Source organism: Acinetobacter tianfuensis, from assembly GCF_003611465.1.
GTDB classification, from domain to species: domain Bacteria; phylum Pseudomonadota; class Gammaproteobacteria; order Pseudomonadales; family Moraxellaceae; genus Acinetobacter; species Acinetobacter tianfuensis.
On sequence record NZ_RAXV01000020.1, the window covers coordinates 1 to 25,104 of the forward strand.

Below are 25,104 nucleotides of genomic sequence, written 5' to 3' on the forward strand. Positions count from 1 at the left end.
GCTCCCATTTTTAGATTCGTATAACGTGTATTATGTTAATTTTAGGAAAACTTTATAGAAATATATAAGAAGATAATATGTCTAAAATTAATAATTCTTAAGTTCTTCAATGGCTTTTTTATTGCCTTGTTGGGCAGATTTATTTAACCATTCCAAAGCTTTTCTTTTATCTTTTGCCACACCTTCACCACTTTGATACATACTTCCTAAAAAATACTGTGCATCAGCATTATTTTTATCTGCTGCTTTATTAATCCATTCAAATGCCTTTTTATCATCTTTTGGAATACCACGTCCTAGTATATATATCATACCAAGCCTAAGCTGAGCATCGACATTACCTTGTTGAGCAGCTTGGGAAAACCAAAAAAATGCTTCTTTATCATCCTTTTCTCCACCTAAGCCATTCGAATACATCATCCCTAGTTCATATTTTTTTTCAGCATCAATGTTCGCTATGACCATTTGAGCCGAAGTATTTCCATTTACAGCAGCCTTTTTATACCAATATATGGCTTTATCTAAATCACGAGGAACCCCGTTTCCATATGCATATAACATCCCTATATAGAGCTGTGCTCTAGCGTAATTTTGCTCAGAAGCTTTTAGATACCACTCCATTGCTTTTTCATAATCCTCTCTCACTTCGTAAGATAACCCAACATCATATTGTGCTTCGGGATCTCCTTGTAAAGCCGCTTTTTTTTCCCACTTTAATGCTTCATCGAAATCTTGAGCGATTCCAAATCGTCCTGATGCATAGGCGATTCCTAAATCTTTTTGTGCTCGAATATTTCCCTTTTCTGCGCATTCTTTTGTAAGGTTTAAATCAAGTTTTATTACACCATCGATAATTTCTGCTTTTCTATTTTCATCATCTTTTGGACATTGTTCTGCAAATACACTTTGTACGTTTAAAAATAAAGACATCGCTAGAATGATTTGGATAAATAGTTTCATCTCTAAGACATTTTTGATTTAAGAAGAAACTAAAATGATATCTTATTTTTACCCTCCATTTAACATAATGGCTGTTATGCGAAATTCCATAGATATTTTAATTCTCTTGAAAATAAATATTTATAAATCAAACATCTCTAAAAGGAGCTGTTTCCAATACTTTTTTTATCTCATTTTCTTTTTTTACTTTCCATTGATCACTGATTAAACCAAAAAGTTCAATTTGTTTTGAAAAAGCGAGTCGACGGGAATCTTGTCCTCTAGTTCTATTCTTAAGTTCAAACTCAAACGAATAGCTAGATATAAAATTATCCATTATCCAATAAAGCAACTCTTCAAAATCCTTAGTTGTTTTTTCAAAAAAAACTTCTCCTCTTTCTTCAGAAATATACCAATATTTATTTTCATGGATTAATACATATGGAGCTCCATCATTCTGAACTGCGGGCCAAACTCTTTTTTTTTCCAGCCCAATTTTTTCACAAATTTGATCAACCTTACGTTGAATTTCTAAAAATGTAAGCATTATTCTTTGATTCTCCAAATGTTCTTAATATCTATTTAACATAAAATCTCTTATACGAAATGTCCGTGTTAGAACCCATTTAAAGTGTCTATATTCTCACCAATAAAAATGTCTGGTTTATGATGGTTTTCACCATCATGGGCTGGATATAAATATAGATGCTGATCACTATGTCTGACAAAGAAATTCAACGTCTCGCAGTCCTGCAAGATGTTCGAGATCATCGTATTACACAAGTCCGTGCTGCTGAAATCCTGAATCTTTCAACCCGTCAAATTACCCGGTTATTGCAGAAGTTTAATCAAGATGGTATTTCAGGTCTGGCCCATGCCAGTCGTGGTCAACCAGGTCATCATTGTCATGATGAAGCGGTAAAATCTCAATGCCTTTCCATTATTTCTGAACATCTGCTTGGCTTTGGGCCGACCTTGGCCCATGAGAAGCTCAGCAGCATGTTTGCCCTGAATATCCCAGTAGAAACGATTCGGCGCTGGATGACGGCTAATGATCTCTGGATTCCTAGGTCTAAACGCCTGAAACGTCCATACCAGCCACGCTATAATCGTGATTGCTTGGGTGAACTGATCCAGATTGATGGTTCATATCATGACTGGTTTGAAGGACGATCGGCCAAATGCTGCTTGTTGGTTTATATCGATGATGCCACTGGAAAGCTGTTGCATCTGCGCTTTTGCGAGGCTGAAACCACCTTTGATTATATGCTTTCAACCCGAGCCTACATTGAGCAGTATGGTAAGCCTCTGGCTTTTTACAGCGACAAACATTCGGTATTCAGAGTCAATCAGAAATCTAGCCACGACAGCCAGATCACGCAATTTGGGCGGATTCTGAATGAGTTAAACATCGATATTATCTTTGCCAATTCTCCACAGGCCAAAGGTCGCGTAGAACGTGCCAATAGAACACTTCAGGACCGTCTGATCAAGGAGATGCGCCTGGAAGACATCGGTTCGATTGATGAAGCCAATGCATGGTTGCCCTACTTTATTGAGCATTTCAATCAGAAGTTTGGCAAATGTGCGCGAAACTCAAAGAATTTACATCGGCCTTTAACTGAAGCAAAGACTGAGCTGGATGATATTTTTACTTGGCAAGAGCCACGTAAAGTGACAAAAAGTCTGACCATCACGTATGACAAATGTATTTATCTGCTTGAACCGACTGAATTGAATCAGAAGCTTATAGGACAGTATATTTCATTCTTAGAATATCCAGATGGCACTGTGGCTATCATGTATCAGGGACGAAAGATCAACTATAGCATCTTCAATAAATTAGCTGGGCTACAGCAAAATGAGATCGTTGAGAATAAACGGTTAGGTTCGGTTCTGGCACATATTCAACAACAACATGAAGAGTTGGAACAACAAAATAAGCGTTCCCGGGCCAAGAAAAGTATGCCGAGTCGTAAAGCCCAGAAAGCTATCATTGAGCAAAGAAAATTAAATCCTGTGATTGACTCTTGTGGTTAAAAACAGGACATTTTAAATGGTTTATCGCATAGACATTTTAATTGGTTAATAACAGTCCGCTGTCAGATGTATGCACAACAAGCCGCTGTTTTACCCAACATAAACTGCAGACCTAAAAAAAGCACCTTAAGGTGCTTTTTTTCAAAGTTCTAAATTAAAGAACAGTGATGTTTGTCGCGTTAGGGCCTTTTTGACCTTCAACAACAACAAAAGAAACTTTTTGGCCTTCAGCTAAAGTTTTGAAGCCAGAACCAGTGATTTCGCGGAAGTGAGCGAAAACGTCTGGGCCGCCGTCTTGTTGAATGAAGCCAAAACCTTTAGTTTCGTTAAACCATTTTACTGTGCCAGTAACTGTATTAGACATACAATGAACCTATCAAAATATTAGTAATTTCAGTCATATTGACTGTGGGTAATTTGAAAAAAAGAGTCGAAATGGAAATAAAAATCTGAAAAACGAAGAATTATAAATAACACTACGGCACTTCAAAGATGTTTAACGGAACAACACTTTTTTTCTAGTTCAGGATATCCTACACGAAATTACTGCAGTTCTAAAACTTTAATCGTGACAAAAAATAATTTTTTTTTGCATTATTGGAATAAAGCGCTTTTTTCAGCATCACATTTTTTGCAATTCAGCATCAGCCCCAAGGCATTTTTTCGGCTTTTTTCGGTTAAAACCCAAGGCCTATTTTGCCATGGCGGGTCATGCCGTACGTGCTGTGTATGGCCGCAAGCCAGCAAGGCATACCAGTGGTTTTCATCATCTAAAGCAAAATCAATAATGGGCTGCTGCATCACTTTTTAACCTTATTGAATACATACGAAAGCATACATAGACATGCAAAATCAGAATAAACAAAAGAATAATCTCGGCTATACTCATTCTCAAATTTATTTTCAGAAAAGAGCACAGATACATGCGCGTACTTGTTGTGATGGACCCCATTGAAAATGTAAACCTGAAAAAGGATTCAAGCATGGCAATGCTGTGGGCAGCAGCGCGCCGCGGTCATGAATTAGGGTATGCGCTGCAGCAAGATTTATATATTGACCAAGGCAAAGCATTTGGCTTAATCAGCCCTTTAAAAGTTTTTGAAGATGATGACCATTACTATGAGCTAGGCGAGAAACAAAAAGAATCACTGGCAGCCTATGATGTGGTGCTCATGCGTAAAGATCCGCCTTTTGATATGAACTTTGTCTATACCACGTATATTTTGGAACAGGCAGAGCGTGAAGGCGCATGGATCATCAACAAGCCGCAAAGCCTGCGTGACTGCAATGAAAAACTCTTTGCTACACAGTTCCCAGAACTGCAAGTGCCAACTTTGGTGACATCACAGCAAAGCCTGATTCGTGAATTTATTGCGCAGCATCAAGATGTCATTGTAAAACCGCTGGATGGCATGGGCGGCATGGGGATTTTCCGCTTAACGGCAGACGGCGCGAATATTGGCTCTACTTTAGAAATGCTGACAGAAATGGGCCAGAAGCCTATCATGGCGCAGCGTTATATCCCTGAAATTACAGATGGCGATAAACGCATTTTGATGGTGAATGGCGAGCCTGTGCCTTACTGCTTGGCGCGTATTCCGCAAAATGGTGAAACCCGAGGCAATTTAGCGGCTGGGGGCCTTGGCGAAGCGCGGCCATTAACCGAAAATGATAAAGCGATTGCAGCTCAAGTCGGGCCATTCCTGCGTGAAAAAGGCTTAGTTTTTGTAGGGCTGGATGTGATTGGCAATTATGTGACCGAAATTAATGTCACCAGCCCGACTTGTATCCGTGAAATTGATGCTCAGTTTGGAACATCGATTGCAGATGATTTATTTAATGTGCTTGAGGCTGGTTTAAGCCATAAATAAACGCGGCTGCCTGTCACTGAAAAAGCGCTGTTATGACAGCGCTTTTTTTTCTGATCGGAAAAGTGTGTTTCTCCGCGCATAAAGAAAATAGCGCCGCAAAATTTTTTATAAAGATGGCAGGGCAGGCCCCCTCTATGTATTGGAGAGATATTGAAATTGCATTAAAAATGTAAAAGTTTGCCAAATTTGCATGATTAATAATAAAACTAGTTTAAACTCGATTTTCTGCAGAAAAAAACAATGGGCCGCCGAAGTGAAAAAAGGGAAATCATCTTTCACGGCAATGCGTTTGTGATTACAATTGTCTGCTTATAACCATTATCCACTAGCCATTTTAAAATTGAAGAAATAACGTGACTGACGCACAGCAAAAACAGCCTAAACATGTAATGATGATGGCCGCAGGCACAGGCGGGCATGTTTTCCCTGCGTTAGCCGTAGCAAAAGAACTGCAGCAGAAAGGCATACAGGTGTCATGGCTGGCGACGCCTGCCGGTATGGAAAACCGCCTGCTGAAAAATCATAATATTCCAATTTATCAAATTGACATTCAAGGTGTGCGCGGCAACGGCATTGTGCGTAAAGTGCTCGCGCCGTTTAAAATCTTAAAAGCGACCCTCAGCGCGATGAAATACATGAAGCAGCTGAAGGTTGATGCTGTCGCAGGGTTTGGCGGCTATGTAGCGGGTCCGGGCGGCCTTGCAGCCCGTGCGCTGGGCATTCCTGTGATTATTCATGAGCAGAACGCAATTGCAGGCTTTACCAATACACAGCTTGCCCGTATTGCCAAAACGGTATGTCAGGCATTTCCCAATACTTTTGCGGCGCAAGAAAAAATTGTGACCACAGGCAATCCTGTGCGTAAAGAAATTACCGAAATTTTCAATCCGTCGTGGCGTTATCAAGAGCGTGAAAAATTGGGCCAGCCGCTGCGGATTTTAATTGTCGGCGGATCATTGGGCGCACGTGCGCTGAATGAGTGTGTGCCGGCGGCTTTAAAGCAGCTGAACATGCCGCTGAATGTTTTTCATCAGTGCGGTCAAAATAATGCCGAAGCTACGCAAAAGCTTTATGCCAATGCGCCAGAATCGCTGCAGGCAGAAGTTTCACCGTTTATTGAAGATATGGCTCAGGCTTATGCCGAAGCCGATTTAATTATTTGCCGCGCAGGTGCTTTAACGGTGACTGAAATCGCCACTGCCGGTCTTGCAGCTGTGTTCGTTCCGCTTCCTTCCGCAGTGGACGACCACCAAACTGCAAATGCCAAATTCCTGGCCGGCATTAATGCTGCAAAAATTTGCCCGCAAGCCGAAATGACGCCAGACAGTTTAGCGGATTTGCTTAAGCCCCTTATGAACCGTCAGCTATTGCAAGAAATGGCGGTTAAGGCGCGTCAGCAGGCACAGCCAGATGCAGCACAGCATGTGGTTCGTTTAATTCAAGAATTGTAATTCGAGTAATCTATGTCTCCATCATCAACTCCTGCTGAGCAAGCTAAAAAGTTAATTAAAGTGCCAGAGATGCGCCGTATCAAGCACATCCATTTTATTGGCGTTGGCGGCGCAGGTATGTGCGGCATTGCAGAAGTGCTGAAGAACCAAGGCTATAAAGTGTCTGGTTCAGATATTAAAACTTCAAAAACGACCGCACAGCTTGAAGAAAACGGCATCAAAGTCTATATCGGCCATGCTGCTGAAAATATTCAGGGCGCAAATGTGATTGTGGTTTCAACAGCTATTGATCAGGAAAACCCTGAAATTAAAGCTGCCATTGAAACCCGTACGCCAGTGGTACGCCGTGCAGAAATGCTGGGTGAGTTAATGCGTTACCGTCACGGGATTGCGGTTGCAGGCACACACGGCAAGACGACCACCACAAGTTTAGTCACCTGCATGCTGGCAGAAGAAAATCTCGACCCGACTTATGTGATCGGCGGCTTATTAAACCGTACAGGTGTCAATGCTGCGCTGGGCGCAAGCCGTTTTATTGTTGCGGAAGCGGACGAATCAGATGCATCATTCCTGCACTTGCAGCCAATGGCGACCATTGTGACGAATATTGATGCAGACCATATGGATACGTATGGCGGCAGTTTTGATGTGCTGAAAGATACGTTTGTGCAATTCCTGCAAAAGCTGCCGTTCTACGGTTTAGCTGTTGTTTGCGGTGATGATGCAAATATCCGTGAAATCATGCCGCGCATTGGCCGTCCGCTGGTGACTTACGGCTTTAATGAAGACAATGACATCCGTGCGGTTGATGTTGCTCAAGAAGGCATGCAGTCCCACTTTACTGTATTGCGCAAAGATCGTGAGCCATTGCGCCTAACCATTAACTTGCCGGGTCTGCATAATATTTTAAATGCTTTGGCAGCGATTGGTATTGCCACAGATGAAGGCGTGTCGGATGCTGCGATTGCCCGCGCATTGGAAAGCTTCAGCGGTGTAGGCCGCCGTTTCCAAGTTCAAGGCCACTTTGAAATTGATGGCGGCGATGTGAAACTGGTGGATGACTATGGCCATCATCCGAAGGAAGTCGAGGCAACCATTAAGGCTGCCCGCGCAAGCCATCCAGACCGCCGCTTAGTCATGATGTTCCAGCCGCACCGCTTCAGCCGTACACGTGACTGTTTTGATGACTTTGTTGATGTGCTGTCACAGGTGGATCAATTGCTTTTGCTTGAAGTGTATTCTGCAGGTGAAAAACCGATTGTTGGCGCAGACAGCCGCGCCCTTGCGCGCAGTATCCGTTTGCGCGGAGAGGTCGAGCCGATTCTGATTGATCCAGTCGAAGGCAATCTGCAAAATGCGATGAAAAAAGTCCTGCAGCAGGGTGACTTGTTATTAACGCAAGGTGCGGGTAATGTGGGTGCTATCTCAGTTGAATTAGCACAAAATAATTTATATTTAAAATAATCGCTTCAAGCGGTTAAGTTGAATCGGCAGTTATAAAAGTTTAAGGATATAAACGTGTCAAATGCTTCAAAGTTCGGCAAAGTTGCCGTGTTGCTTGGTGGTAAATCCGCTGAGCGTGAGGTTTCTCTAGATAGCGGTACAGCAGTACTTGAAGCATTGCGCCGTTCGGGTGTAAATGCTGAAGCATTTGATCCGCAGCAGCGCAGCATTACAGAGCTGAAGGGCTTTGACCGCGCATTTATTGTGCTGCATGGCCGCGGCGGTGAAGATGGTCAAATTCAAGGCGCTTTAGAGTGGCTGAATATTCCTTATACAGGCACTGGTGTTCAAGGCTCTGCTATTGGTATGGACAAAGTCAAAACCAAACAGGTTTGGCAAGGTTCTGAACTGCCGACTGCGCCTTACCGCATTGTGACTAAAGATTCAGATTTGAATGACGTTGTGAACAGCATCGGCTTGCCGTTTATTATTAAGCCTGTACATGAAGGCTCAAGCATTGGCATGAGTAAAGTCGAAAAAATTGAAGACTTTGCAGATGCGATTGCAAAAGCGGCTGTGCATGATGCGGTTGTTATGGCTGAAAAATGGATTACAGGCCGTGAATTTACGATTGTCATTTTAAATGGTCAGGCTTTGCCGGTCATCCGTTTGCAGCCGCCTGAAGATGTGGCATTTTATGATTATGAAGCAAAATACCAGCGCAATGACGTACAGTACGGCATTCCGTGCGGTCTGACTGCAGATGAAGAGCAGCGCCTGCAAGCGCTTTGCTTGCGTGCATTCCAAGCCGTGGGCGCAAGCGGCTGGGGCCGTATTGATGCGATGCAGGATGAACAGGGTAATTTTTGGCTGCTTGAAGTCAATACCGTTCCGGGCATGACTAGCCATTCGCTGGTGCCAAAAGCGGCGCAAGCAGTCGGTTTCAGCTTTGATGAATTGTGTGTTGCGATTTTAGAGCAGACACTGACAGGCGCGGCACACTAAGTTATGGCTCAGCTTCCTGCATCTATGCGCCGCAAGCGCGCTGCTGTCACGTCAATCCATGATAAGCCGCCGACACGCAAGGAAAAACTTGCGAATGCGGGCGGCTGGCTGCTGCTGTGTGTGGCGGCTGTGGTGATGGCTGCAGGGATGCTGGGTTTGTATCGGGTGATGACAGATGCGCGGGTTGCGCAGCTGGATGTGGTCGGAACACGCTCTGATGCAGAACTGCATCAAGTGATGGGGCATGTATCGCCAGCGGTGACCGAAAATTATTTTACTTCAGATTTAGAAGTTATCCGCGATCGGGCTCTGGAAATTTCTTGGGTTGACCGCGTTGTTGTATCACGCGCATGGCCGAATGCCATCCGCGTACGTGTTATGCCCCGCCACGCGATTGCGCGATGGGGAACTGGACGCCTGCTGAGTGACAGCGGTGATGTATTTGCAGAAGTTGGGCCAAATAAAAAACAGAACTTGCCGCTGCTGCATGGGCCAGTCAGTCATTCTAAAATGATGATGCGGCGTTACAATGAAATTAATCAGTTATTCTTGCCAGCTGGCATCCGTCTCAAAGAATTATATTTAACGGAGCGTATGACTTGGTTTATGCAGTTTGATTCGGGTCTGCGCATTATTGTCGATCAGGATCAGACCATGAGTAAGCTTCAACGCTTGAGTCATCTGGCGCATAGCGATTTGAAGCCCGTTTGGTCTAAAATTTCAGCAATTGACCTGCGCTACCGCAATGGGCTTGCCATTCAATGGAAGAATTCGGCACCGCCAAGCATAGTGAATGGTCAGTTTGTTGTAACGATTAATGACACAGGCATTGCAGATAGAAGAACAGCAAAGCCATAATGACTGGCTTTGTGATATAGAGGCTTTGTGCCGTAAATTAAACCAATAAATGAAATGGTAGTAGTGAATAATGAGTGAAGCTGTTCCCTCGGTTGTTGCGATTGACATTGGGACACACAAAGTTTCAGTTTTGATTGGTAAGGTACATGCACCTGATAATATTCAGGTGATTGGCATGGCGACCGCCCTGAATCGAGGCATGAATAAAGGGAAAATTGTCAGTCTCGATAAGGTAATTAATGCAATTAAAAATGCTGTGCAGGAAGCTGAAGATATGGCGGAATGCCGTGTGCATTCAGCTTGGATTTCGATTCCTAGCGCAGAAATGAAAAGTTTCTATGCTTCAGGCCGCACGCCTGTTGAAAACAGCGACCATACGATTACAACAAATGAAGTTGTGCGCGCATTAGAGCTGGCAAAAGCCAGCCATTTAACTTCAGATCATTATTTGGTCAGCGCTGTGCCGTTAGGTTTTGAGCTGGATGGAGAGGCGGAGTGGGTGCAAAATCCGATCCGCATGTCTGCGCAGAGCATGACAGGCCACTATCATTTAATGATGCTGCCGATCAGCACCATGCAAAACCTTGACCGCGCATTAAAAGGCGCGAATATTGGCGTGGAAAAAATGGTGGTTTCAGCATTGGCGACGGCTGAATCAAGCTTGCTGAAAGATGAGCGTGAATATGGCGTGTGCTTGCTGGATATTGGTGCAGGCACCACCAATATTGCCGTATATTTAGATGGCCGCTTAGCGATGACTGAAACAGTGCAGCGCGGCGGAGAACATGTAACGCGTGATATTGCAGCGGTACTGCAGACCACTACTGAAGAAGCAGAACGGATCAAGCTTCTGTATGGCTGTGTTGACCTGAAAGTGGTAAAGCCTGAACATATGATTCAGTTCCAAGGGATCGATGGCCCGCAGACCATCAGCCGGATTGAACTGACCGAAATTATTATTGCCCGCTATGATGAAATTTTGGGGATGGTGCGCAATGTGCTGGAGAGTAATGGCGCAATGCAGGGCTTATACCATGGGGTTGTGCTGACCGGTGATGCCAGTCAAATTGAAGGCATGGTCAGTTTTGCGCGTAAAACATTGGGTGTGTCTGCACATTTAGGCAATCCGCCTGCACAAGTTTATGCAGAAGATCAAAATCAGGCAGCGCTGCGCCGTTCACAATATGCAACCGCAGCGGGTTTGCTGATGTTTAGTCAAAGTGAAACACAGGACACAATTGTAGAGCCTGAAGACACAGAAACACTGTCTATGATGAAGCGCTTTAAACGTGCATGGTCAGGTTTTAACGAGACGCTGAAATCAATTTTTTAGTGGAAAAATTAGGGAATATTGTTGGGAAGTTGTACGGATTATCGCTTGTACTTGACAAGCTCATACTGGAACAGCATCCTAAAAAACAATTTTTATTAAGATCAAGGCAGTATACGGGCTGAAGTGACTGCCATTTATAGCTTAGGAATTTTATAGGTCATGGCCTCATTTGAATTTTTTGAAGATGATCAGAGCGACAGCATTGGTCAAGCCCGTTTCACTGTATTTGGTGTAGGCGGCGCAGGCGGCAATGCTGTACAGCATATGCTTGAGTCTGATATTCAGGGTGTAAAGTTTGTTTGCGCCAATACAGACAAACAAGCTTTAGACCGCATGAATGCGCAGTTTAAGATCCAATTGGGCGAGCAGGGTACACGCGGCTTAGGCGCTGGCGCTAACCCGCAAGTGGGTCAAGCTGCGGCTGAAGAAAGCCGTGAACTGATCCGTCAGCACCTTGAAGGTACAGACATGGTCTTTGTAACGGCTGGTATGGGCGGCGGTACAGGTACGGGTGCAGCGCCAGTGGTTGCTGAAATTGCGAAAGAAATGGGTATTTTGACGGTTGGTGTGGTAACAACGCCGTTCAACTTTGAAGGCAAGCGCCGTCAGCAGTCTGCTGAAAAAGGCATCGAAGCGCTTGAAGCCCATGTAGATTCATTGATCATTATTCCAAACCAGCGCTTGCTGAAAGTATTCCGCGATATTTCAATGAAAGACGCGTACAAAAAGGCAGATGATGTCTTGCTGAACGCAGTGCGCAGTATCTTTGATCTTGTGGTTCGTCCGGGTCACATCAACCTTGACTTTGCCGATTTAAAAACGGCAATGAGCACACGCGGTTATGCAATGATGGGCGCAGGTTCAGGCCGCGGTGAAAATCGTGCGCGTCAAGCAGCTGAGCAAGCGATCCGCAGTCCATTGCTGGATAACGTGACTATCATGAATGCAAAAGGCATTTTGATTAACGTGACAGGCGGCGATGACGTCACATTCGGTGAAATTGAAGAAATTACTGATGTTGTGAACCAAATTGTTGACCTGGATGAAGGTCAGGTCTTCTACGGTACAGTATTTGATCCAGATGCGCGTGATGAAATCAGTGTAACGGTGATTGCAACAGGCTTGACACGCAATTCTGCAGACTCTGTAGAGCCCGTGAAACGCCCAAGCGTGCAAGCCGCGCGTCAGCCTGCAGCGCATGCAGCTGTTGAAGAAGATGATGTTCCTGCGATTCAGCGTCAGCAGACAGAAGCAGCAAGCCCGGCGCCTGCAGTTTCAAGTCCTCGTCCAACACCAATGAGCATTCAAGACTACTTGAAAAATCAGCAGCGTAAATAAGCTTTAGCTGTTTGATTTTACGTAATTAAATATAAAAAGGCAGCTTTGGGGCTGCCTTTTTTGTTTTTTATCAATGGCCAAATATGCTAACGTATAGCCGGTTTATAGATTGATGAATGAGAGCATGTTGAAACAGCGAACGCTGCAGCGCGTGGTAAAAGCAAGTGGAATAGGTCTGCATAGCGGGCAAAAAGTGATGATTAACTTTGTGCCCTATCATGCTGATGGCGGCATAGTTTTCCGCCGCATCGACTTAGATCCGCCTGTTGATATCCCAGCAGATGCGATGCTGATTCAAGAAGCCTTTATGTGTTCGAACTTGGTGCGGGGGGAGGCGAAAATCGGCACGGTTGAGCACATCATGAGCGCTATTGCGGGCTTAGGCATTGATAATTTGCTGATTGAAGTATCTGCCTCAGAAGTGCCAATTATGGATGGCAGCGCTGGCCCATTCATTTATCTGCTGATGCAAGGCGGCCTGCAAGAGTTAAATGCGCCGAAGAAATTTATAAAAATATTAAAGCCAGTAGAAGCGCTGATGGATGATAAAAAAGCCGTTTTTTCGCCGCATGACGGCTTTCAGCTGAATTTCACCATTGATTTTGACCATCCTGCATTTAAAAAAGAAGATCAGTCTGCATCAATTGACTTTTCGACAGAAACATTTGTTTATGAAGTCAGTGAGGCGCGTACTTTTGGTTTTATGAAAGATTTGGACTTTTTGAAGGCGCGTAATTTGGCATTGGGCGCAAGCTTGGATAATGCAGTCGGTTTGGATGATACCGGTGTTGTTAATGAAGATGGTCTGCGCTTTGCAGATGAGTTTGTGCGCCATAAAATTTTGGACGCTGTGGGCGACTTATATCTGCTGGGTCATCAAATTATTGCGAAATATGATGCCTATAAATCGGGCCATGCTTTGAATAATCAGCTGCTGCGCAATGTTCAAAGTGATCCAGACAGCTATGAAATTGTAACATTTGATGACATAGATGTTTGCCCAATTCGTTATGTGAGTGTGACCTAAGTCATTGTCTTTTTTTAGGACCGTTATAGTGTAACATAAAAAAGTGTGATATTCGTCACGTTTTAACCTACTGGGAATGTATCAGGCGTTCATTCAGGTTACTTTTTATTGCTTGCCAAACGCATCATGGCTTGGCTAAGCTTAGGGTCGCTCACAAAGTCAGCAGCATCTCGAATGAGGTCTTGCGTTTCTGGGCTGAGGGATCTTGATATTTTTTCAGGGGCGCGGGGAGCTTGAGCAGGAAGTCTTAAGCGAACTTGGATCTTGTTTAAATCTTTAAATTCCGCTATTTGTACTAACTGATAGATATATTGCTTTTGAAGATAGGCCAATTGACTGATCAAAGCCTGATTTTCACCAGTTACAGTCAGTACACCATTTTGATAACAAACAACTTGCCATTGCTCCGGTTGGGGCAGTATAGGCTGAACAAGCTTCGTAAGCTTCTGCCAAGCAGTAACTTGCGTTGAAAGAAACGAAAAGTTTCCTGTTTTTAAGTGTTTTCTTGTTTGTTGAAAGACGTTGACAGGTTCTGACATACATATTTCCTACATGTTTATGTCCTAATCTTATGCGCTCCTTTCAGTGAATATCAAGGAAGAGATCACTCAAGGAACTCGATTAAGAACAGTTATAGAGGTTTTTTATGCATTTGCGACGTATCTTATTGGCTTTTTCTCTGGCAACTTCTGCAGCTTCAGTAGCATTTGCAGATTTAGTTCAGCTCAATGACTCCTCAACAGACAGTCTTGAACAATTGACCCGTACTTTGTCTCAAGGCGCTTATTCTGAAACCAGCGATATTGATATCCCAGCAGAAACCAAGATAAACGTTCAATTGCGTGAGAAGCCAGTTGAATTAAATAATGCAACAATTGCCAAGAAATACGGCACCAGTAAACTTGCAAACTCTTACAGTGCGTCAAATAAAGGCAATGCTTACGACTGGCTGATTGCACACCCGCTGCCAAGCGCGCGCGTAAGCTCTAACTATGGCGGCCGTACCATGAATGGCCGTGCTGAACGCCATTCAGGTCTAGATTTGGCTGCGCCAAGCGGCACGCCTATTTATGCTACTGGCCCAGGTATTGTAACGAAATCAGGCTGGGGCAGCGGTTATGGCCAATATGTTGAAATTAACCATGGCAATGGCTATTTAACGCGTTATGCGCATGCTTCACGTTTAATTGCGCGTGTAGGTGACCGTATTGATGCAGGTGAGCATATTGCTAATGTTGGCTGTACTGGCCGCTGTACTGGCCCTCATTTGCACTATGAAGTAGTGAAAGACGGTCAGCGTAAAAACCCGTCGACTTACTTAGCGATGCTGCCATAAACGAAAGCAAAGCTTAAAAATAAAAAACCTCTTTCTGCACATGCCGTCAAGGATCCGCTTATTGCGCCTTGGCGGTATTTGTGTTTTTAAGCGCTGTATTTTCACACTATCATTAAAAACAAATAAAATTCGTATATAAATTGAGCTTTATTGGCTAAATATTGTATTTTTGTGTGTTAAATGGTCAACTGGTATTTATTTTATAAATAATGGTCTAAAGTCGTATTCATTTGCAGCCATAGGTGAGCAATTTAAAAATATGATACATATATAACTATATTATTAGGCATGAATATAGGTGAATTATGGCGTTTTATGGCGATAGTGATGCACAAGAAACCCAAGAGTGGCAGGAAGCATTTGACTCAGTTTTACAGCACATGGGCACAGAGCGGGCGGCATTTTTGCTGGAGAAACTGTATCAGCAGGCCATCGCTAAACACGTACCTATTCAGCGTCTAAATACTCCTTATTTAAATACGATTTCAGTTGCAGAGCAGCCGGCAATGCCTGGCGATGCTGATATGGAACGCCGTATCCGCGCATTGATCCGCTGGAATGCGTTAGCCATGGTGCTTCGTGCAAACAAAACAGGTGATGACCTAGGCGGCCACTTGGCAAGTTTTGCATCTTCTGCAACATTATATGACGTTGGCTTTAACCACTTTTTCCGCGCCAACAGCGACAGTTTCGGCGGCGACATGATTTACTATCAAGGTCACTGTGCGCCGGGCATCTATGCGCGTTCATTCCTTGAAGGCCGTTTAACAGAAGAACATTTGAATAACTTCCGCCGTGAAGTGGATGGTATTGGTTTGCCGTCTTATCCGCATCCTTACCTAATGCCGGACTACTGGCAGTTCCCTACTGTTTCTATGGGTCTTGGCCCAATCATGTCGATTTACCAAGCGCATATTCAAAAGTATTTAATGAACCGCGGCTTGATTAAAGAAGAAAACCGTAAAGTGTGGGCATATCTGGGCGATGGCGAGATGGATGAGCCAGAAAGCACAGGCGCAATTTCGCTTGCAGGCCGTGAAAAGTTGGACAACTTAATTTGGGTTGTAAACTGTAACTTGCAGCGTTTAGATGGCCCAGTGCGCGGTAACGGTAAAATTATTCAAGAACTTGAATCGCTTTTCCGCGGCGCTGGCTGGCGTGTGATTAAGGTTGTTTGGGGCCGTCATTGGGATCCGCTTCTGGATAAAGACGACACAGGCGCGCTTAAAGCGATTATGGACGAAGCTGTTGACGGTGATTACCAGCGTTATCAAGTGAAAGGCGGCGCTTATACACGCGCGCATTTCTTTGGCAAATACCCAGAAGCGGAAGAGCTGGTAAAAGGCTTGAGCGATGAAGATATTGATAATTTGAACCGCGGCGGCCATGACCCATACAAGGTATATGCTGCTTATGCAGAAGCGATGAAATCTACGGGTCAGCCTACAGTAATCTTAGCGAAAACGGTAAAAGGCTACGGTCTGTCTGAAGAAATTGAAGCGGTGAACAAAACGCATCAAATCAAAAAAATGCAGATTGAATCGCTGAAGTATGTACGTAACCGTTTCAACTTGCCGTTTACGGATGAGCAGCTTGAAGAAGTGCCGTTTTATCGTCCTAGCGAAAACTCGCCTGAACTGAAATATATGAAAGCGCGCCGTGAAGCATTAGGCGGTTATCTGCCGGCTCGCCGTAAAGAAAGCGAACAGCTTGCGATTCCAGAGCTTTCTGTATTTGATGCCGTGCTGAAAGGTTCATCAGGCAAAGAACAGTCAACCACGATGGTGATGGTGCGCCTGATTTCATCGTTACTGAAAGAAAAAGCGATCAAGGACCGTGTTGTGCCAATCGTTCCAGACGAAGCGCGTACATTCGGTTTAGAGGGCATGTTCCGTCAGTTGGGTATCTATGCCGCGCATGGTCAAAAATACACACCTGAAGACCAAGAACAGCTGATGCATTACCGTGAAGCGAAAGACGGCCACATGCTGCAGGAAGGCATTAACGAAGCCGGCGCAATGAGCGCATGGGCGGCGTTGGCAACCAGTTATTCGACGAACAACTTGCCAATGATTCCGATGTACATGTACTACTCAATGTTCGGCTTCCAGCGTATTGGCGACATCGCATGGGCAGCAGGCGATGCGCAGGCGCAAGGCTTCCTATTGGGCGCAACAGCTGGCCGTACAACATTGAACGGCGAGGGCTTGCAGCACCAAGACGGCCACTCGCACATTTTAGCGAATACCATTCCAAACTGTATTTCGTATGACCCATGCTTTGGCTATGAATTGGCTGTGATCGTACATGACGGCTTGAAGCGCATGTATGTGAACCAAGAGCGTGTGTTCTACTACTTAACGGTAATGAACGAAAACTATGAGCATCCTGAAATGCCGCAAGGCGCTGAGGAAGGCATCAAGCGCGGTATGTACTTGTTCCAAGAAGATGAAAAAGCCACAGTTCAGCTGATGGGCTCAGGCGTGATTCTTCGTGAAGTGATCAAGGCTGCTAAAATTCTGCGTGAAGAATACCAAATCCATTCAAACGTCTGGAGCGTAACGAGCTTCAACGAATTGGCGCGTGACGGTATGGCATGTGAAGAATATAACCGCCTGCACCCGACCGCTGAAGTGGTGAAACAAGCTTGGATCACTGAGCAGCTGCGCGGTACTGAAGGTATTGTGGTTTCTGCAACAGATCATATGCGCGCTTACAGCGAACAGATCCGTGCGTATCTTCCAGACAGCCGTCCATTTGTAGCGCTGGGTACAGACGGTTATGGCCGTTCAGATACACGTGCCAAATTGCGCAGCTACTTTGGTGTCGATGCGGCGCACATTGTGGTTGCAACATTGAAGAAATTGGCTGATGAAGGCGAAGTCGATGCGCGTTTGGTTAAAGATGCGATCTCTAGTTTTGAATTAGATACAGACCGTCCAGTGGCATGGGCGCCGCAAGCGACGCCTGAACTTCACGCTGTAGCTGACTACAAAGAGGAGAACTAAGTATGAAAATTACCACTCCTGATATTGGTGTAGATAAAGCGACAGTTGCTGAAATTTTAATCAAAGTTGGCGATACCATCAGTGTTGACGAAAGCATCGTGCTTTTGGAATCTGATAAAGCATCAGTTGAAGTGCCTAGCACTTCAGCGGGTGTCGTCAAAAGCATTTTAGTGAATCAAGGCGACGAAGTTGCTGAAGGCGCTGTGCTGATTGAACTAGAAGCTGAAGGCCAAACTGCAGCGCCAGCTGTAGAGGCTCCTCAGGCTGCGCCTGCACCAGCAGCCGAAGTGAAAGCTGAGCCTGTAGCTCCAGTTGCAGCGCCTGCTGCTGCATCGCAAACTGTAGATGTGCAAGTGCCGGATATTGGTGTTGAAAAAGCAGTGGTTGGTGAAATCTTGGTTGCTGTTGGCGATGAAATTGAAGTCGACCAAAGCATTGTAGTTGTTGAGTCAGACAAAGCAACGGTAGAAGTGCCAAGCACAGCTGCTGGTGTTGTAGAGTCAATCAGCATTCAAGTTGGCGACAGCGTGAAAGAAGGCGTGGTGATTCTGCAAGTGAAGTCTGCTTCATCTGCAGCGCCAGCGGCTCAAGCTGCATCGCAACCAGCTGCAGCTCCTGCACCAGTTTCAGAAGCGCCAGCAGCGGCGCCTCAGGCTGCAGCAGTACCAGCAGGTGATGTAGATGTTGCTGTGCCTGATTTGGGTGTAGACAAAGCGGCAGTTGCTGAAATCTTGGTTGCTGTTGGCGACAAAGTTGAAAAAGACCAAAGTATCATCGTGGTGGAATCGGATAAAGCGACAGTTGAAGTGCCAAGCGCTGCAGCAGGCGTGATTAAAGCGATTCATGTGGCTCTAGGGCAAAATGTCTCTGAAGGTATTGCTTTAGTGACGATTGAAGCGGAAGGTCAAGCGGCTCCTGCTGCACCAGCACCGGCAGCAACTCCAGTTGCAGCGCCCGCGGCGGCTCCAGCACCGAAAGCAGCTGCACCAGTTGCTCCTACAGCACACAGCGCAGACAAGTTAAGCAAAGAGCAAAATGCAGCCAATGCAAAAGTCTATGCAGGCCCAGCGGTACGTAAGCTTGCACGTGAATTAGGCGTTGTATTGGCGGAAGTGAAAGCTTCTGGCCCGCATGCGCGCTTAATGAAAGAAGACTTATTTGCGTATGTGAAAACACGCTTAACTGCGCCAGCGCCTGTACCTGTTGCGGCAGCAGCAGCACCGTCTGGTTTGCCGAAACTGCCAAGTTTTGATGCTTTTGGCGGTGTAGAAGAGAAAGTGCTGACACGTTTGCAGCAAGTTTCTATTCCGCAGCTGTCGTTAAACAACTATATCCCGCAAGTGACACAGTTCGATTCGGCGGATATTACTGAGCTTGAGGCTTGGCGTAATGACCTGAAAGGCGGCTTTAAGAAAGACGGTATCAGCCTGACCATTATGGCGTTTATCATCAAAGCGGTTGCGCATTTGCTGAAAGAAGAGCGTGAGTTTGCAGGCCATTTGTCTGATGACGGCAAATCAGTATTGCTGCGCAATGAAATCCATATGGGCATCGCGGTTGCAACGCCAGATGGCTTAACGGTGCCTGTGCTGCGTAACCCAGACCAAAAATCAATTAAGCAAATTGCGGTTGAATTGGGTGAATTGGGTCAAAAAGCGCGTGATAAGAAGCTTTCTCCGAAAGACCTGCAAGGTGCGAACTTCACCATTTCAAGCCTAGGCGCAATTGGCGGTACAGCGTTTACGCCACTTGTAAACTGGCCGCAAGTTGCAATTTTGGGTATTTCACCTGCAGCGATGCAGCCTGTTTGGAATGGTCAAGGTTTTGATCCGAAGCTCATGCTTCCGCTTTCATTGTCATACGATCACCGTGTGATTAATGGCGCAGATGCTGCGCGTTTTACTAACAAGCTGACGAAGCTGCTGCAAGACATCCGAACTTTATTAATCTAAGAGCTAACAGCGCCTGTTTTCTTGCCATGCAGAGCTCTAACCTGGTTAAAAAACAAAAACACCTTGTTTCGGCAAGGTGTTTTTGTATGCGGAATTACTGTGCTAATGATTGAAAATTATTTGTACAGCGCTTAATATAAGCATACTTCATTGGGGAGTAGCCGCTGTTCAGCTTGAACAGGTGATGGTCAACATATTTGCTCTAAAACGAGCATGGTCATCATAGCAAAGAACCAATTGCTTTCTTTAAAGCATTCTTTTGTTGGCAAGACCTTTGATTTACCACTCTGCAGATTTTGGCTAGCAGGAGCGGTGAGTCATTGGTATTTGTTATGCTAGCCAGAGAATCGCATCATGCTCACAGCATTCTTTATCTCTCTTGCCGTAGTTGCTCTGTCTGAAATGGGTGACAAAACCCAGCTTTTGGCTTTATTGCTGGCAGCGCGTTTCCGTAAGCCTGTTCCCATTTTAATTGCTATTTTTCTTGCCACTGTGGTCAATCATGGCATTTCTGCTGTTTTAGGCCAGTGGATCACGACAGTATTGAGTCCGACTGTATTGCTATGGATCGTATCTTTAGGCTTTATTGGTATGGCTGTATGGATGTTGATTCCAGATGAATTGGATGATGAATCTGAAAGTATTAATAAATGGCAAAAGTACGGTGTTTTTGGCGCAACTTTTGTGCTGTTTTTTCTAGCAGAAATTGGCGATAAAACCCAAGTTGCCACAGTGGCTTTGGCAGCCCGTTTTGACAGTATCGGCTGGGTCACTTTGGGTACGACATTGGGTATTATGCTGGTGAATGCGCCAGCAGTGTTTATTGGCAATAAACTGGCGGAAAAATTACCTATTTCTTTCATTCATAAAATTGGCGCATTAGTATTTTTAATCATCGGTTTAGCGGCGTTGGCGCAGCACTATTTATTCTAAAGTTTGTTTTTAACGATAATAATAACGCAAATCCCGAGTTTAAAACTCGGGATTTTTTTGCTAAAAATAGCTTCAAAATATTGATATATCAGGCAATATAAGACATTTTTACAGTTGTAACTTTGTGTGAATATGGATAATGTAATGAGGATATATTAAGTCAATTTAACAAGAATATTTTTGGGGAATCGGTATGGCTTTTGAGCGTACTACATCGCAGGTCTTATTTGATAATGGCATCCATAAATGCATCAGCTTTACGAGTCTGGTTAAAGGTGAGGGCGTACAGGCCAACCAATTCCTGATTATTGATAATGAGCGTGCAGCTGTGCTGGATCCAGGCGGTGATTTAACGTATGTGCCGCTGACCATGGAGTTGAATAAATACACGCGTTTAACCAATCTTGATTTGGTTATGGCTTCTCATCAAGACCCTGACATTATTACTTCTATGCCGCGCTGGCTGGTCTATACCGATGCCAAGGTTGTAGCATCGAAACTGTGGGCGCGTTTCTTACCGCATTTGAATTCGGCATTTATGAGTGACCGCATGAAAGGCAATTGGCTTGACCGTTTGATTGAGCTGCCGGATCATGGTCAAGTCATTCAGTTAGGCCAAAGCAATATTGTGGCTGTGCCTGCGCACTTTCTGCATTCAGTCGGCAATTTTCAGTTCTATGACCCAATTGCCAAAATTTTATTTTCAGGCGATATGGGCGCATCTATGGTAGATGATGCATCTAAGCCATTGGAAAATTTTGCAGCGCATATTCCTAAAATGAAAGGCTTCCATCAGCGTTACATGTGCTCAAATAAAGTCATCCGTTTATGGGTGCAGATGGTACGCACAATGGATGTGGAAATGATAGTGCCGCAGCATGGCACGCCTTTTGTCGGTAAAGAGCAGGTCAGTCAGTTCCTAGACTGGATTGAAACCTTAGAATGCGGCATCGATTTAATGGATGAGACGGTTTTTACCTGCCCTGAATAATGACCCTAAAATGCAGAAAAAAATATTGAGTTGAAAATCAGCATTTTTTAATATTCTCAATCCCAAAATAAATGTTTTTAGATAACGAGAATTTTAAAAAATGTTGTCTCAAGCTGCATCAAAAGATGCCTGTTTAAGCTGCGGCGCGTGCTGCGCCTATTTCCGCGTTTCATTTTATTGGGCAGAGGGCATTCCTATGCCCGAACATTATACTGAACCTGTGACCTCAGTTTATTCCTGTATGGCTGGCACTAATCAAAAGTCGCCGCGCTGTATTGCGCTGACTGGCGAAATCGGCAAGCAGGTTAGCTGCGGTATGTATGAACAGCGCAGCTCTTCATGTAAAGAAGTTCAAATTGCAGATGATCAGTGTAATAAGGCGCGTTTAGCGCATCGCATGATTCCATTGGTGTGGGTTGCTGAGCCAGATCATGCGAATGATGACGATTTTGACCGTGTCTCTTAAGGTTTTTGAGAGCAGATAGATTGAAGTGAAAAAGCAGTGCATCCGTGTTCTGTTTTTTTATTGAAAAAATATCGGCAATGTGATCTGTGAAATAGATCGGAAAATAATTTTGTAAGAGCAATGAAATTTTAGACCAAATTTGTTTATAATAGCGCACGGAAATTACCAGTGAGACTGTTATGTTGACCATCGTTCAAGACGCTTTGACTTTTGATGATGTCTTATTACTCCCTGCCTACTCGACTGTCCTCCCAAAAGATGTCTCTTTAAAGACACGATTCACTCGCGGCATTCAATTAAACATTCCTCTAGTTTCAGCAGCTATGGATACAGTGACTGAGTCACGTATGGCAATTGCTATGGCGCAAAACGGCGGTATTGGTATTTTACATAAAAACATGGACATTGCTGCCCAAGCTGCAGAAGTGCGCCGTGTGAAAAAATTTGAAGCGGGTATGGTGAAGGATCCTATCACTGTAACCCCTGAAACGTCAGTTCGCGAACTGATTGCAATCACTCAAGCCAACAACATCAGCGGTGTGCCTGTTGTCAAAGACGGCAAAGTTGTGGGTATTGTGACAGGCCGTGATACGCGTTTTGTGACTGAGCTTGAACAGCCAGTCAGCAACATCATGACTGGTCAAGACCGTCTGGTGACTGTTCGTGAAGGCGAATCGAAAGAAAACATTCAAGCATTGCTGCAAAAGCACCGTATTGAAAAAGTATTGGTAGTTGGCGATAACAACGAATTAAAAGGCTTAATTACAGTTACTGACTTTAATAAAGCAGAATTGTATCCAAACAGCTGTAAAGATGACTTAGGCCGTTTACGTGTTGGCGCAGCAGTAGGTACTGGCGCTGAAACACCAAGCCGTGTTGAAGCATTGGTAGACGCTGGTGTTGATGCGATTGTTGTCGATACAGCGCATGGTCACTCTGCAGGTGTGATTGAACGTGTACGCTGGGTAAAAGCAAACTACCCGCAAGTTCAAGTCATTGGCGGCAACATTGCAACTGGCGACGCTGCATTAGCATTGCTTGATGCTGGTGCAGATGCGGTTAAAGTGGGTATTGGCCCTGGTTCAATCTGTACAACACGTATTGTTGCAGGTATCGGCATGCCGCAAATTTCTGCAATTGATGCGGTTGCTTCTGCGCTGAAAGAGCAGATTCCATTGATCGCAGACGGCGGTATCCGTTTCTCTGGCGACATGGCGAAAGCGATTGGCGCTGGTGCAAGCACGATCATGGTGGGTTCACTCATGGCGGGTACCGAAGAAGCGCCAGGCGAAGTTGAATTCTTCCAAGGCCGTTACTACAAAGCTTACCGCGGTATGGGTTCATTGGGCGCAATGGCGGGTGCAACTGGTTCTGCTGACCGTTATTTCCAAGACTCTAAAGCGGGTGCTGAGAAATTAGTTCCAGAAGGCATTGAAGGCCGTGTGCCATACAAAGGTCCAATGGGCAATATTGTGCATCAAATGATGGGCGGTTTACGTTCTTCTATGGGCTATACAGGTTCTGCTGTCATTGATGATCTTCGTCAAAATGCAAAATTTGTAAAAATCACAGCTGCTGGCATGTCAGAATCGCATGTACATGATGTGACGATTACCAAAGAAGCTCCAAACTACCGCGTGGGTTAATTTTTCGTAATTATCCTTCTAAAAGCCGTCATTTAAATGACGGCTTTTTTTATTTTTTGGTGTAAAGTGTTTTGCAGTTTTAATTTGATGATTAACATCACTGTAAGTGAATAAAAAAGCGAGTAGAAGATGAGTTATTTTGGTACTGATGGTATTCGTGGAAAGTTTGGGGAACTTCCAATTACACCTGATTTCGCTTTGAAATTAGGTTTTGCCGCCGGTAAAGTTTTAAAACGTACAAGTAAAAAAAATAAACCAATCGTTGTGATGGGTAAAGATACCCGTTTATCTGGCTATATCTTAGAAGCGGCATTGCAGGCAGGCTTGAATGCTGCAGGTGTCTATGTGCATTTGCTAGGGCCATTGCCTACACCTGCTATTGCGCATTTAACCCGTGCTTTGCATGCAAGCTTAGGCATTGTGATTTCAGCTTCACATAATCCGTATTTTGATAACGGGATTAAATTTTTCTCAAGCGAAGGCAAAAAACTGCCTGATGCTTTGCAGGATGAAATTAACCGTGAACTTGAACTGGACATGGTCATTGATGACACAGCAAGTTTAGGTAAAAGTGTACGTGTGAAAGACGCAAATGGGCGCTATATTGAATTCTGCAAATCGACGTTCCCGTATCACTTGGATTTATCGCATTTAAAAATTGTGGTGGATTGCGCGAATGGCGCAGCTTATAACGTGGGCCCTGCGGTATACCGTGAATTAGGGGCAAAAGTTGTTGCATTATTCAATGAGCCAGATGGTTTAAATATCAATAAAGACTGCGGTTCTACACATCCTGAACATTTGCAGAAAGCTGTACTTGAACATCAGGCCGATTTAGGGATTGCGTTTGACGGTGATGCTGACCGTGTGATTTTGGTCGATAAAAACGGCAAACTGATTGATGGCGACCATATTTTATATATCTTGGCGACTCAGGCGAAACAAAAGCCGGCAGGGATTGTCGGTACGCTGATGTCTAATATGGCCCTTGAGCTGGCGCTTGAAAAAGCGGGTGTTGAGCTGCTGCGTGCAAAAGTAGGTGACCGCTATGTATTGCAAGGTCTGGAAGAAAAAGGCTGGGTGACTGGCGGTGAGCCGTCTGGCCATATTTTAACCTTAGACAAGAGTACAACAGGTGATGCCATTATTGCGTCATTGCAAGTGCTTACCGTCATGGTTGAACAGCAAAAAGCGTTGGATGAATTGGTTGCTGATTTCAAGCTGCTGCCGAATGTTTTGGTGAATGTGCGTTTAGACGCGATGTTTGACCCATATGCAGTACCTGCGCTGGCTGCCGAATTTGAAAAAGCGGAACAGCGGCTGAAAGGCCGCGGCCGTTTATTGATTCGTAAGTCTGGCACAGAGCCTGTGATCCGTGTCATGGTTGAAGGTGATGATTTGGCTGAAGTAACGGCATTGGCAAACCAATTGGCAGATGCAGTACGTGCGAACGCTGCATAATAGGCA

Annotated in this window: 22 protein-coding genes and 1 riboswitch; of the genes, 17 read left to right on the forward strand and 5 right to left on the reverse strand. The window is 44.7% G+C overall.

Features of this window, described 5'->3' with window-relative positions; all coding sequences use genetic code 11:
* Positions 1–87 precede the first annotated feature (87 nt).
* Together D7V32_RS09930 and D7V32_RS09935 are read right to left on the reverse strand one after the other, a co-directional pair.
* Positions 88–960, reverse strand: coding sequence for a tetratricopeptide repeat protein (locus D7V32_RS09930; protein ID WP_120402730.1), 873 nt, complete (start codon positions 958–960; stop codon positions 88–90).
* A gap of 127 nt (positions 961–1,087) precedes the next feature.
* Complete coding sequence (locus D7V32_RS09935) at positions 1,088–1,486, reverse strand: Imm63 family immunity protein (RefSeq protein ID WP_120402731.1); 399 nt, start codon at positions 1,484–1,486, stop codon at positions 1,088–1,090.
* A gap of 158 nt (positions 1,487–1,644) precedes the next feature.
* Here D7V32_RS09935 and D7V32_RS09940 point away from each other — a divergent pair, with 158 nt between their 5' ends.
* The gene (locus D7V32_RS09940) at positions 1,645–2,979 is read left to right on the forward strand and encodes an ISNCY family transposase (RefSeq protein WP_120402732.1); all 1,335 of its coding nucleotides are present in this window, start codon (positions 1,645–1,647) and stop codon (positions 2,977–2,979) included.
* A 154-nt stretch (positions 2,980–3,133) separates the two neighbouring features.
* Here D7V32_RS09940 and D7V32_RS09945 read toward each other — a convergent pair whose 3' ends face one another.
* Both D7V32_RS09945 and D7V32_RS09950 read right to left on the reverse strand, forming a co-directional pair.
* The gene (locus D7V32_RS09945; protein WP_067727831.1) at positions 3,134–3,343 is read right to left on the reverse strand and encodes a cold-shock protein; all 210 of its coding nucleotides are present in this window, start codon (positions 3,341–3,343) and stop codon (positions 3,134–3,136) included.
* A 230-nt stretch (positions 3,344–3,573) separates the two neighbouring features.
* Entirely contained in the window at positions 3,574–3,780 is a 207-nt protein-coding gene (locus D7V32_RS09950; protein ID WP_120402733.1) for a DUF3565 domain-containing protein, read from the reverse strand.
* 122 nt (positions 3,781–3,902) lie between these two features.
* Between D7V32_RS09950 and gshB the strand changes: the two genes are divergently transcribed.
* From gshB to lpxC, 8 genes are all read left to right on the forward strand, one after another.
* Positions 3,903–4,850 (forward strand): glutathione synthase, encoded by a 948-nt coding sequence (gene gshB / locus D7V32_RS09955; RefSeq protein WP_120402734.1) that lies wholly within the window; start codon positions 3,903–3,905, stop codon positions 4,848–4,850.
* 353 nt (positions 4,851–5,203) lie between these two features.
* On the forward strand, positions 5,204–6,301 hold the full coding sequence (gene murG / locus D7V32_RS09960) for an undecaprenyldiphospho-muramoylpentapeptide beta-N-acetylglucosaminyltransferase (protein WP_120402735.1): 1,098 nt from the start codon (positions 5,204–5,206) through the stop codon (positions 6,299–6,301).
* A gap of 12 nt (positions 6,302–6,313) precedes the next feature.
* Positions 6,314–7,765, forward strand: a complete 1,452-nt coding sequence (gene murC, locus D7V32_RS09965; RefSeq protein ID WP_120402736.1) for a UDP-N-acetylmuramate--L-alanine ligase — start codon at positions 6,314–6,316, stop codon at positions 7,763–7,765.
* A 54-nt stretch (positions 7,766–7,819) separates the two neighbouring features.
* A complete protein-coding gene (locus D7V32_RS09970; RefSeq protein ID WP_120402737.1) occupies positions 7,820–8,749 on the forward strand; it encodes a D-alanine--D-alanine ligase in 930 nt (309 codons plus the stop codon).
* Positions 8,750–8,752: 3 nt separating this feature from the next.
* On the forward strand, positions 8,753–9,607 hold the full coding sequence (locus D7V32_RS09975; protein WP_120402738.1) for a cell division protein FtsQ/DivIB: 855 nt from the start codon (positions 8,753–8,755) through the stop codon (positions 9,605–9,607).
* A gap of 70 nt (positions 9,608–9,677) precedes the next feature.
* On the forward strand, positions 9,678–10,940 hold the full coding sequence (gene ftsA / locus D7V32_RS09980; RefSeq protein ID WP_120402739.1) for a cell division protein FtsA: 1,263 nt from the start codon (positions 9,678–9,680) through the stop codon (positions 10,938–10,940).
* Positions 10,941–11,099: 159 nt separating this feature from the next.
* Positions 11,100–12,278 carry a cell division protein FtsZ gene (gene ftsZ, locus D7V32_RS09985; protein ID WP_120402740.1) on the forward strand — a complete coding sequence of 393 codons (1,179 nt, stop codon included), beginning with the start codon at positions 11,100–11,102 and terminating at the stop codon, positions 12,276–12,278.
* Between the two features lie 124 nt (positions 12,279–12,402).
* A complete protein-coding gene (gene lpxC / locus D7V32_RS09990; protein ID WP_120402741.1) occupies positions 12,403–13,305 on the forward strand; it encodes a UDP-3-O-acyl-N-acetylglucosamine deacetylase in 903 nt (300 codons plus the stop codon).
* Between the two features lie 98 nt (positions 13,306–13,403).
* Here the strand turns inward: lpxC and D7V32_RS09995 are convergent, their stop codons facing one another.
* The gene (locus D7V32_RS09995; protein ID WP_120402742.1) at positions 13,404–13,844 is read right to left on the reverse strand and encodes a DciA family protein; all 441 of its coding nucleotides are present in this window, start codon (positions 13,842–13,844) and stop codon (positions 13,404–13,406) included.
* A 107-nt stretch (positions 13,845–13,951) separates the two neighbouring features.
* Between D7V32_RS09995 and D7V32_RS10000 the strand changes: the two genes are divergently transcribed.
* From D7V32_RS10000 to glmM, 8 genes are all read left to right on the forward strand, one after another.
* Entirely contained in the window at positions 13,952–14,641 is a 690-nt protein-coding gene (locus tag D7V32_RS10000) for a M23 family metallopeptidase (RefSeq protein WP_120402743.1), read from the forward strand.
* Positions 14,642–14,946: 305 nt separating this feature from the next.
* Positions 14,947–17,649 (forward strand): pyruvate dehydrogenase (acetyl-transferring), homodimeric type, encoded by a 2,703-nt coding sequence (gene aceE / locus D7V32_RS10005; RefSeq protein ID WP_120402744.1) that lies wholly within the window; start codon positions 14,947–14,949, stop codon positions 17,647–17,649.
* A 2-nt stretch (positions 17,650–17,651) separates the two neighbouring features.
* Positions 17,652–19,601 (forward strand): 2-oxo acid dehydrogenase subunit E2, encoded by a 1,950-nt coding sequence (locus D7V32_RS10010; RefSeq protein WP_120402745.1) that lies wholly within the window; start codon positions 17,652–17,654, stop codon positions 19,599–19,601.
* Positions 19,602–19,741: 140 nt separating this feature from the next.
* Positions 19,742–19,844, forward strand: a riboswitch (yybP-ykoY riboswitch).
* A 111-nt stretch (positions 19,845–19,955) separates the two neighbouring features.
* The gene (locus D7V32_RS10020) at positions 19,956–20,534 is read left to right on the forward strand and encodes a TMEM165/GDT1 family protein (RefSeq protein WP_120402746.1); all 579 of its coding nucleotides are present in this window, start codon (positions 19,956–19,958) and stop codon (positions 20,532–20,534) included.
* Between the two features lie 193 nt (positions 20,535–20,727).
* A complete protein-coding gene (locus tag D7V32_RS10025; protein ID WP_120402747.1) occupies positions 20,728–21,525 on the forward strand; it encodes an oxygen-binding di-iron domain-containing protein in 798 nt (265 codons plus the stop codon).
* Positions 21,526–21,625: 100 nt separating this feature from the next.
* Positions 21,626–21,991, forward strand: coding sequence for a YkgJ family cysteine cluster protein (locus D7V32_RS10030; RefSeq protein ID WP_120402748.1), 366 nt, complete (start codon positions 21,626–21,628; stop codon positions 21,989–21,991).
* A 179-nt stretch (positions 21,992–22,170) separates the two neighbouring features.
* Complete coding sequence (gene guaB / locus D7V32_RS10035) at positions 22,171–23,637, forward strand: IMP dehydrogenase (protein ID WP_120402749.1); 1,467 nt, start codon at positions 22,171–22,173, stop codon at positions 23,635–23,637.
* Positions 23,638–23,766: 129 nt separating this feature from the next.
* Positions 23,767–25,098: a phosphoglucosamine mutase gene (gene glmM / locus D7V32_RS10040; protein WP_120402750.1), complete on the forward strand. Its 1,332-nt coding sequence runs from the start codon at positions 23,767–23,769 to the stop codon at positions 25,096–25,098.
* Positions 25,099–25,104 lie beyond the last annotated feature (6 nt).

Bases quoted from the DNA above. Each gene is read 5' to 3' on its own strand.
- guaB (WP_120402749.1), top strand. From the start codon at position 22,171: ATGTTGACCATCGTTCAAGACGCTTTGACTTTTGATGATGTCTTATTA.
- D7V32_RS10030 (WP_120402748.1), top strand. From the start codon at position 21,626: ATGTTGTCTCAAGCTGCATCAAAAGATGCCTGTTTAAGCTGCGGCGCG.
- gshB (WP_120402734.1), top strand. From the start codon at position 3,903: ATGCGCGTACTTGTTGTGATGGACCCCATTGAAAATGTAAACCTGAAA.
- aceE (WP_120402744.1), top strand. From the start codon at position 14,947: ATGGCGTTTTATGGCGATAGTGATGCACAAGAAACCCAAGAGTGGCAG.
- murC (WP_120402736.1), top strand. From the start codon at position 6,314: ATGTCTCCATCATCAACTCCTGCTGAGCAAGCTAAAAAGTTAATTAAA.
- D7V32_RS10020 (WP_120402746.1), top strand. From the start codon at position 19,956: ATGCTCACAGCATTCTTTATCTCTCTTGCCGTAGTTGCTCTGTCTGAA.
- ftsZ (WP_120402740.1), top strand. From the start codon at position 11,100: ATGGCCTCATTTGAATTTTTTGAAGATGATCAGAGCGACAGCATTGGT.
- D7V32_RS09930 (WP_120402730.1), bottom strand. From the start codon at position 960: ATGAAACTATTTATCCAAATCATTCTAGCGATGTCTTTATTTTTAAAC.
- D7V32_RS10025 (WP_120402747.1), top strand. From the start codon at position 20,728: ATGGCTTTTGAGCGTACTACATCGCAGGTCTTATTTGATAATGGCATC.
- ftsA (WP_120402739.1), top strand. From the start codon at position 9,678: ATGAGTGAAGCTGTTCCCTCGGTTGTTGCGATTGACATTGGGACACAC.
- D7V32_RS10010 (WP_120402745.1), top strand. From the start codon at position 17,652: ATGAAAATTACCACTCCTGATATTGGTGTAGATAAAGCGACAGTTGCT.
- D7V32_RS09935 (WP_120402731.1), bottom strand. From the start codon at position 1,486: ATGCTTACATTTTTAGAAATTCAACGTAAGGTTGATCAAATTTGTGAA.
- D7V32_RS09945 (WP_067727831.1), bottom strand. From the start codon at position 3,343: ATGTCTAATACAGTTACTGGCACAGTAAAATGGTTTAACGAAACTAAA.
- D7V32_RS09975 (WP_120402738.1), top strand. From the start codon at position 8,753: ATGGCTCAGCTTCCTGCATCTATGCGCCGCAAGCGCGCTGCTGTCACG.
- lpxC (WP_120402741.1), top strand. From the start codon at position 12,403: ATGTTGAAACAGCGAACGCTGCAGCGCGTGGTAAAAGCAAGTGGAATA.
- D7V32_RS09940 (WP_120402732.1), top strand. From the start codon at position 1,645: ATGCTGATCACTATGTCTGACAAAGAAATTCAACGTCTCGCAGTCCTG.
- D7V32_RS09995 (WP_120402742.1), bottom strand. From the start codon at position 13,844: ATGTCAGAACCTGTCAACGTCTTTCAACAAACAAGAAAACACTTAAAA.
- D7V32_RS09950 (WP_120402733.1), bottom strand. From the start codon at position 3,780: ATGCAGCAGCCCATTATTGATTTTGCTTTAGATGATGAAAACCACTGG.
- glmM (WP_120402750.1), top strand. From the start codon at position 23,767: ATGAGTTATTTTGGTACTGATGGTATTCGTGGAAAGTTTGGGGAACTT.
- D7V32_RS10000 (WP_120402743.1), top strand. From the start codon at position 13,952: ATGCATTTGCGACGTATCTTATTGGCTTTTTCTCTGGCAACTTCTGCA.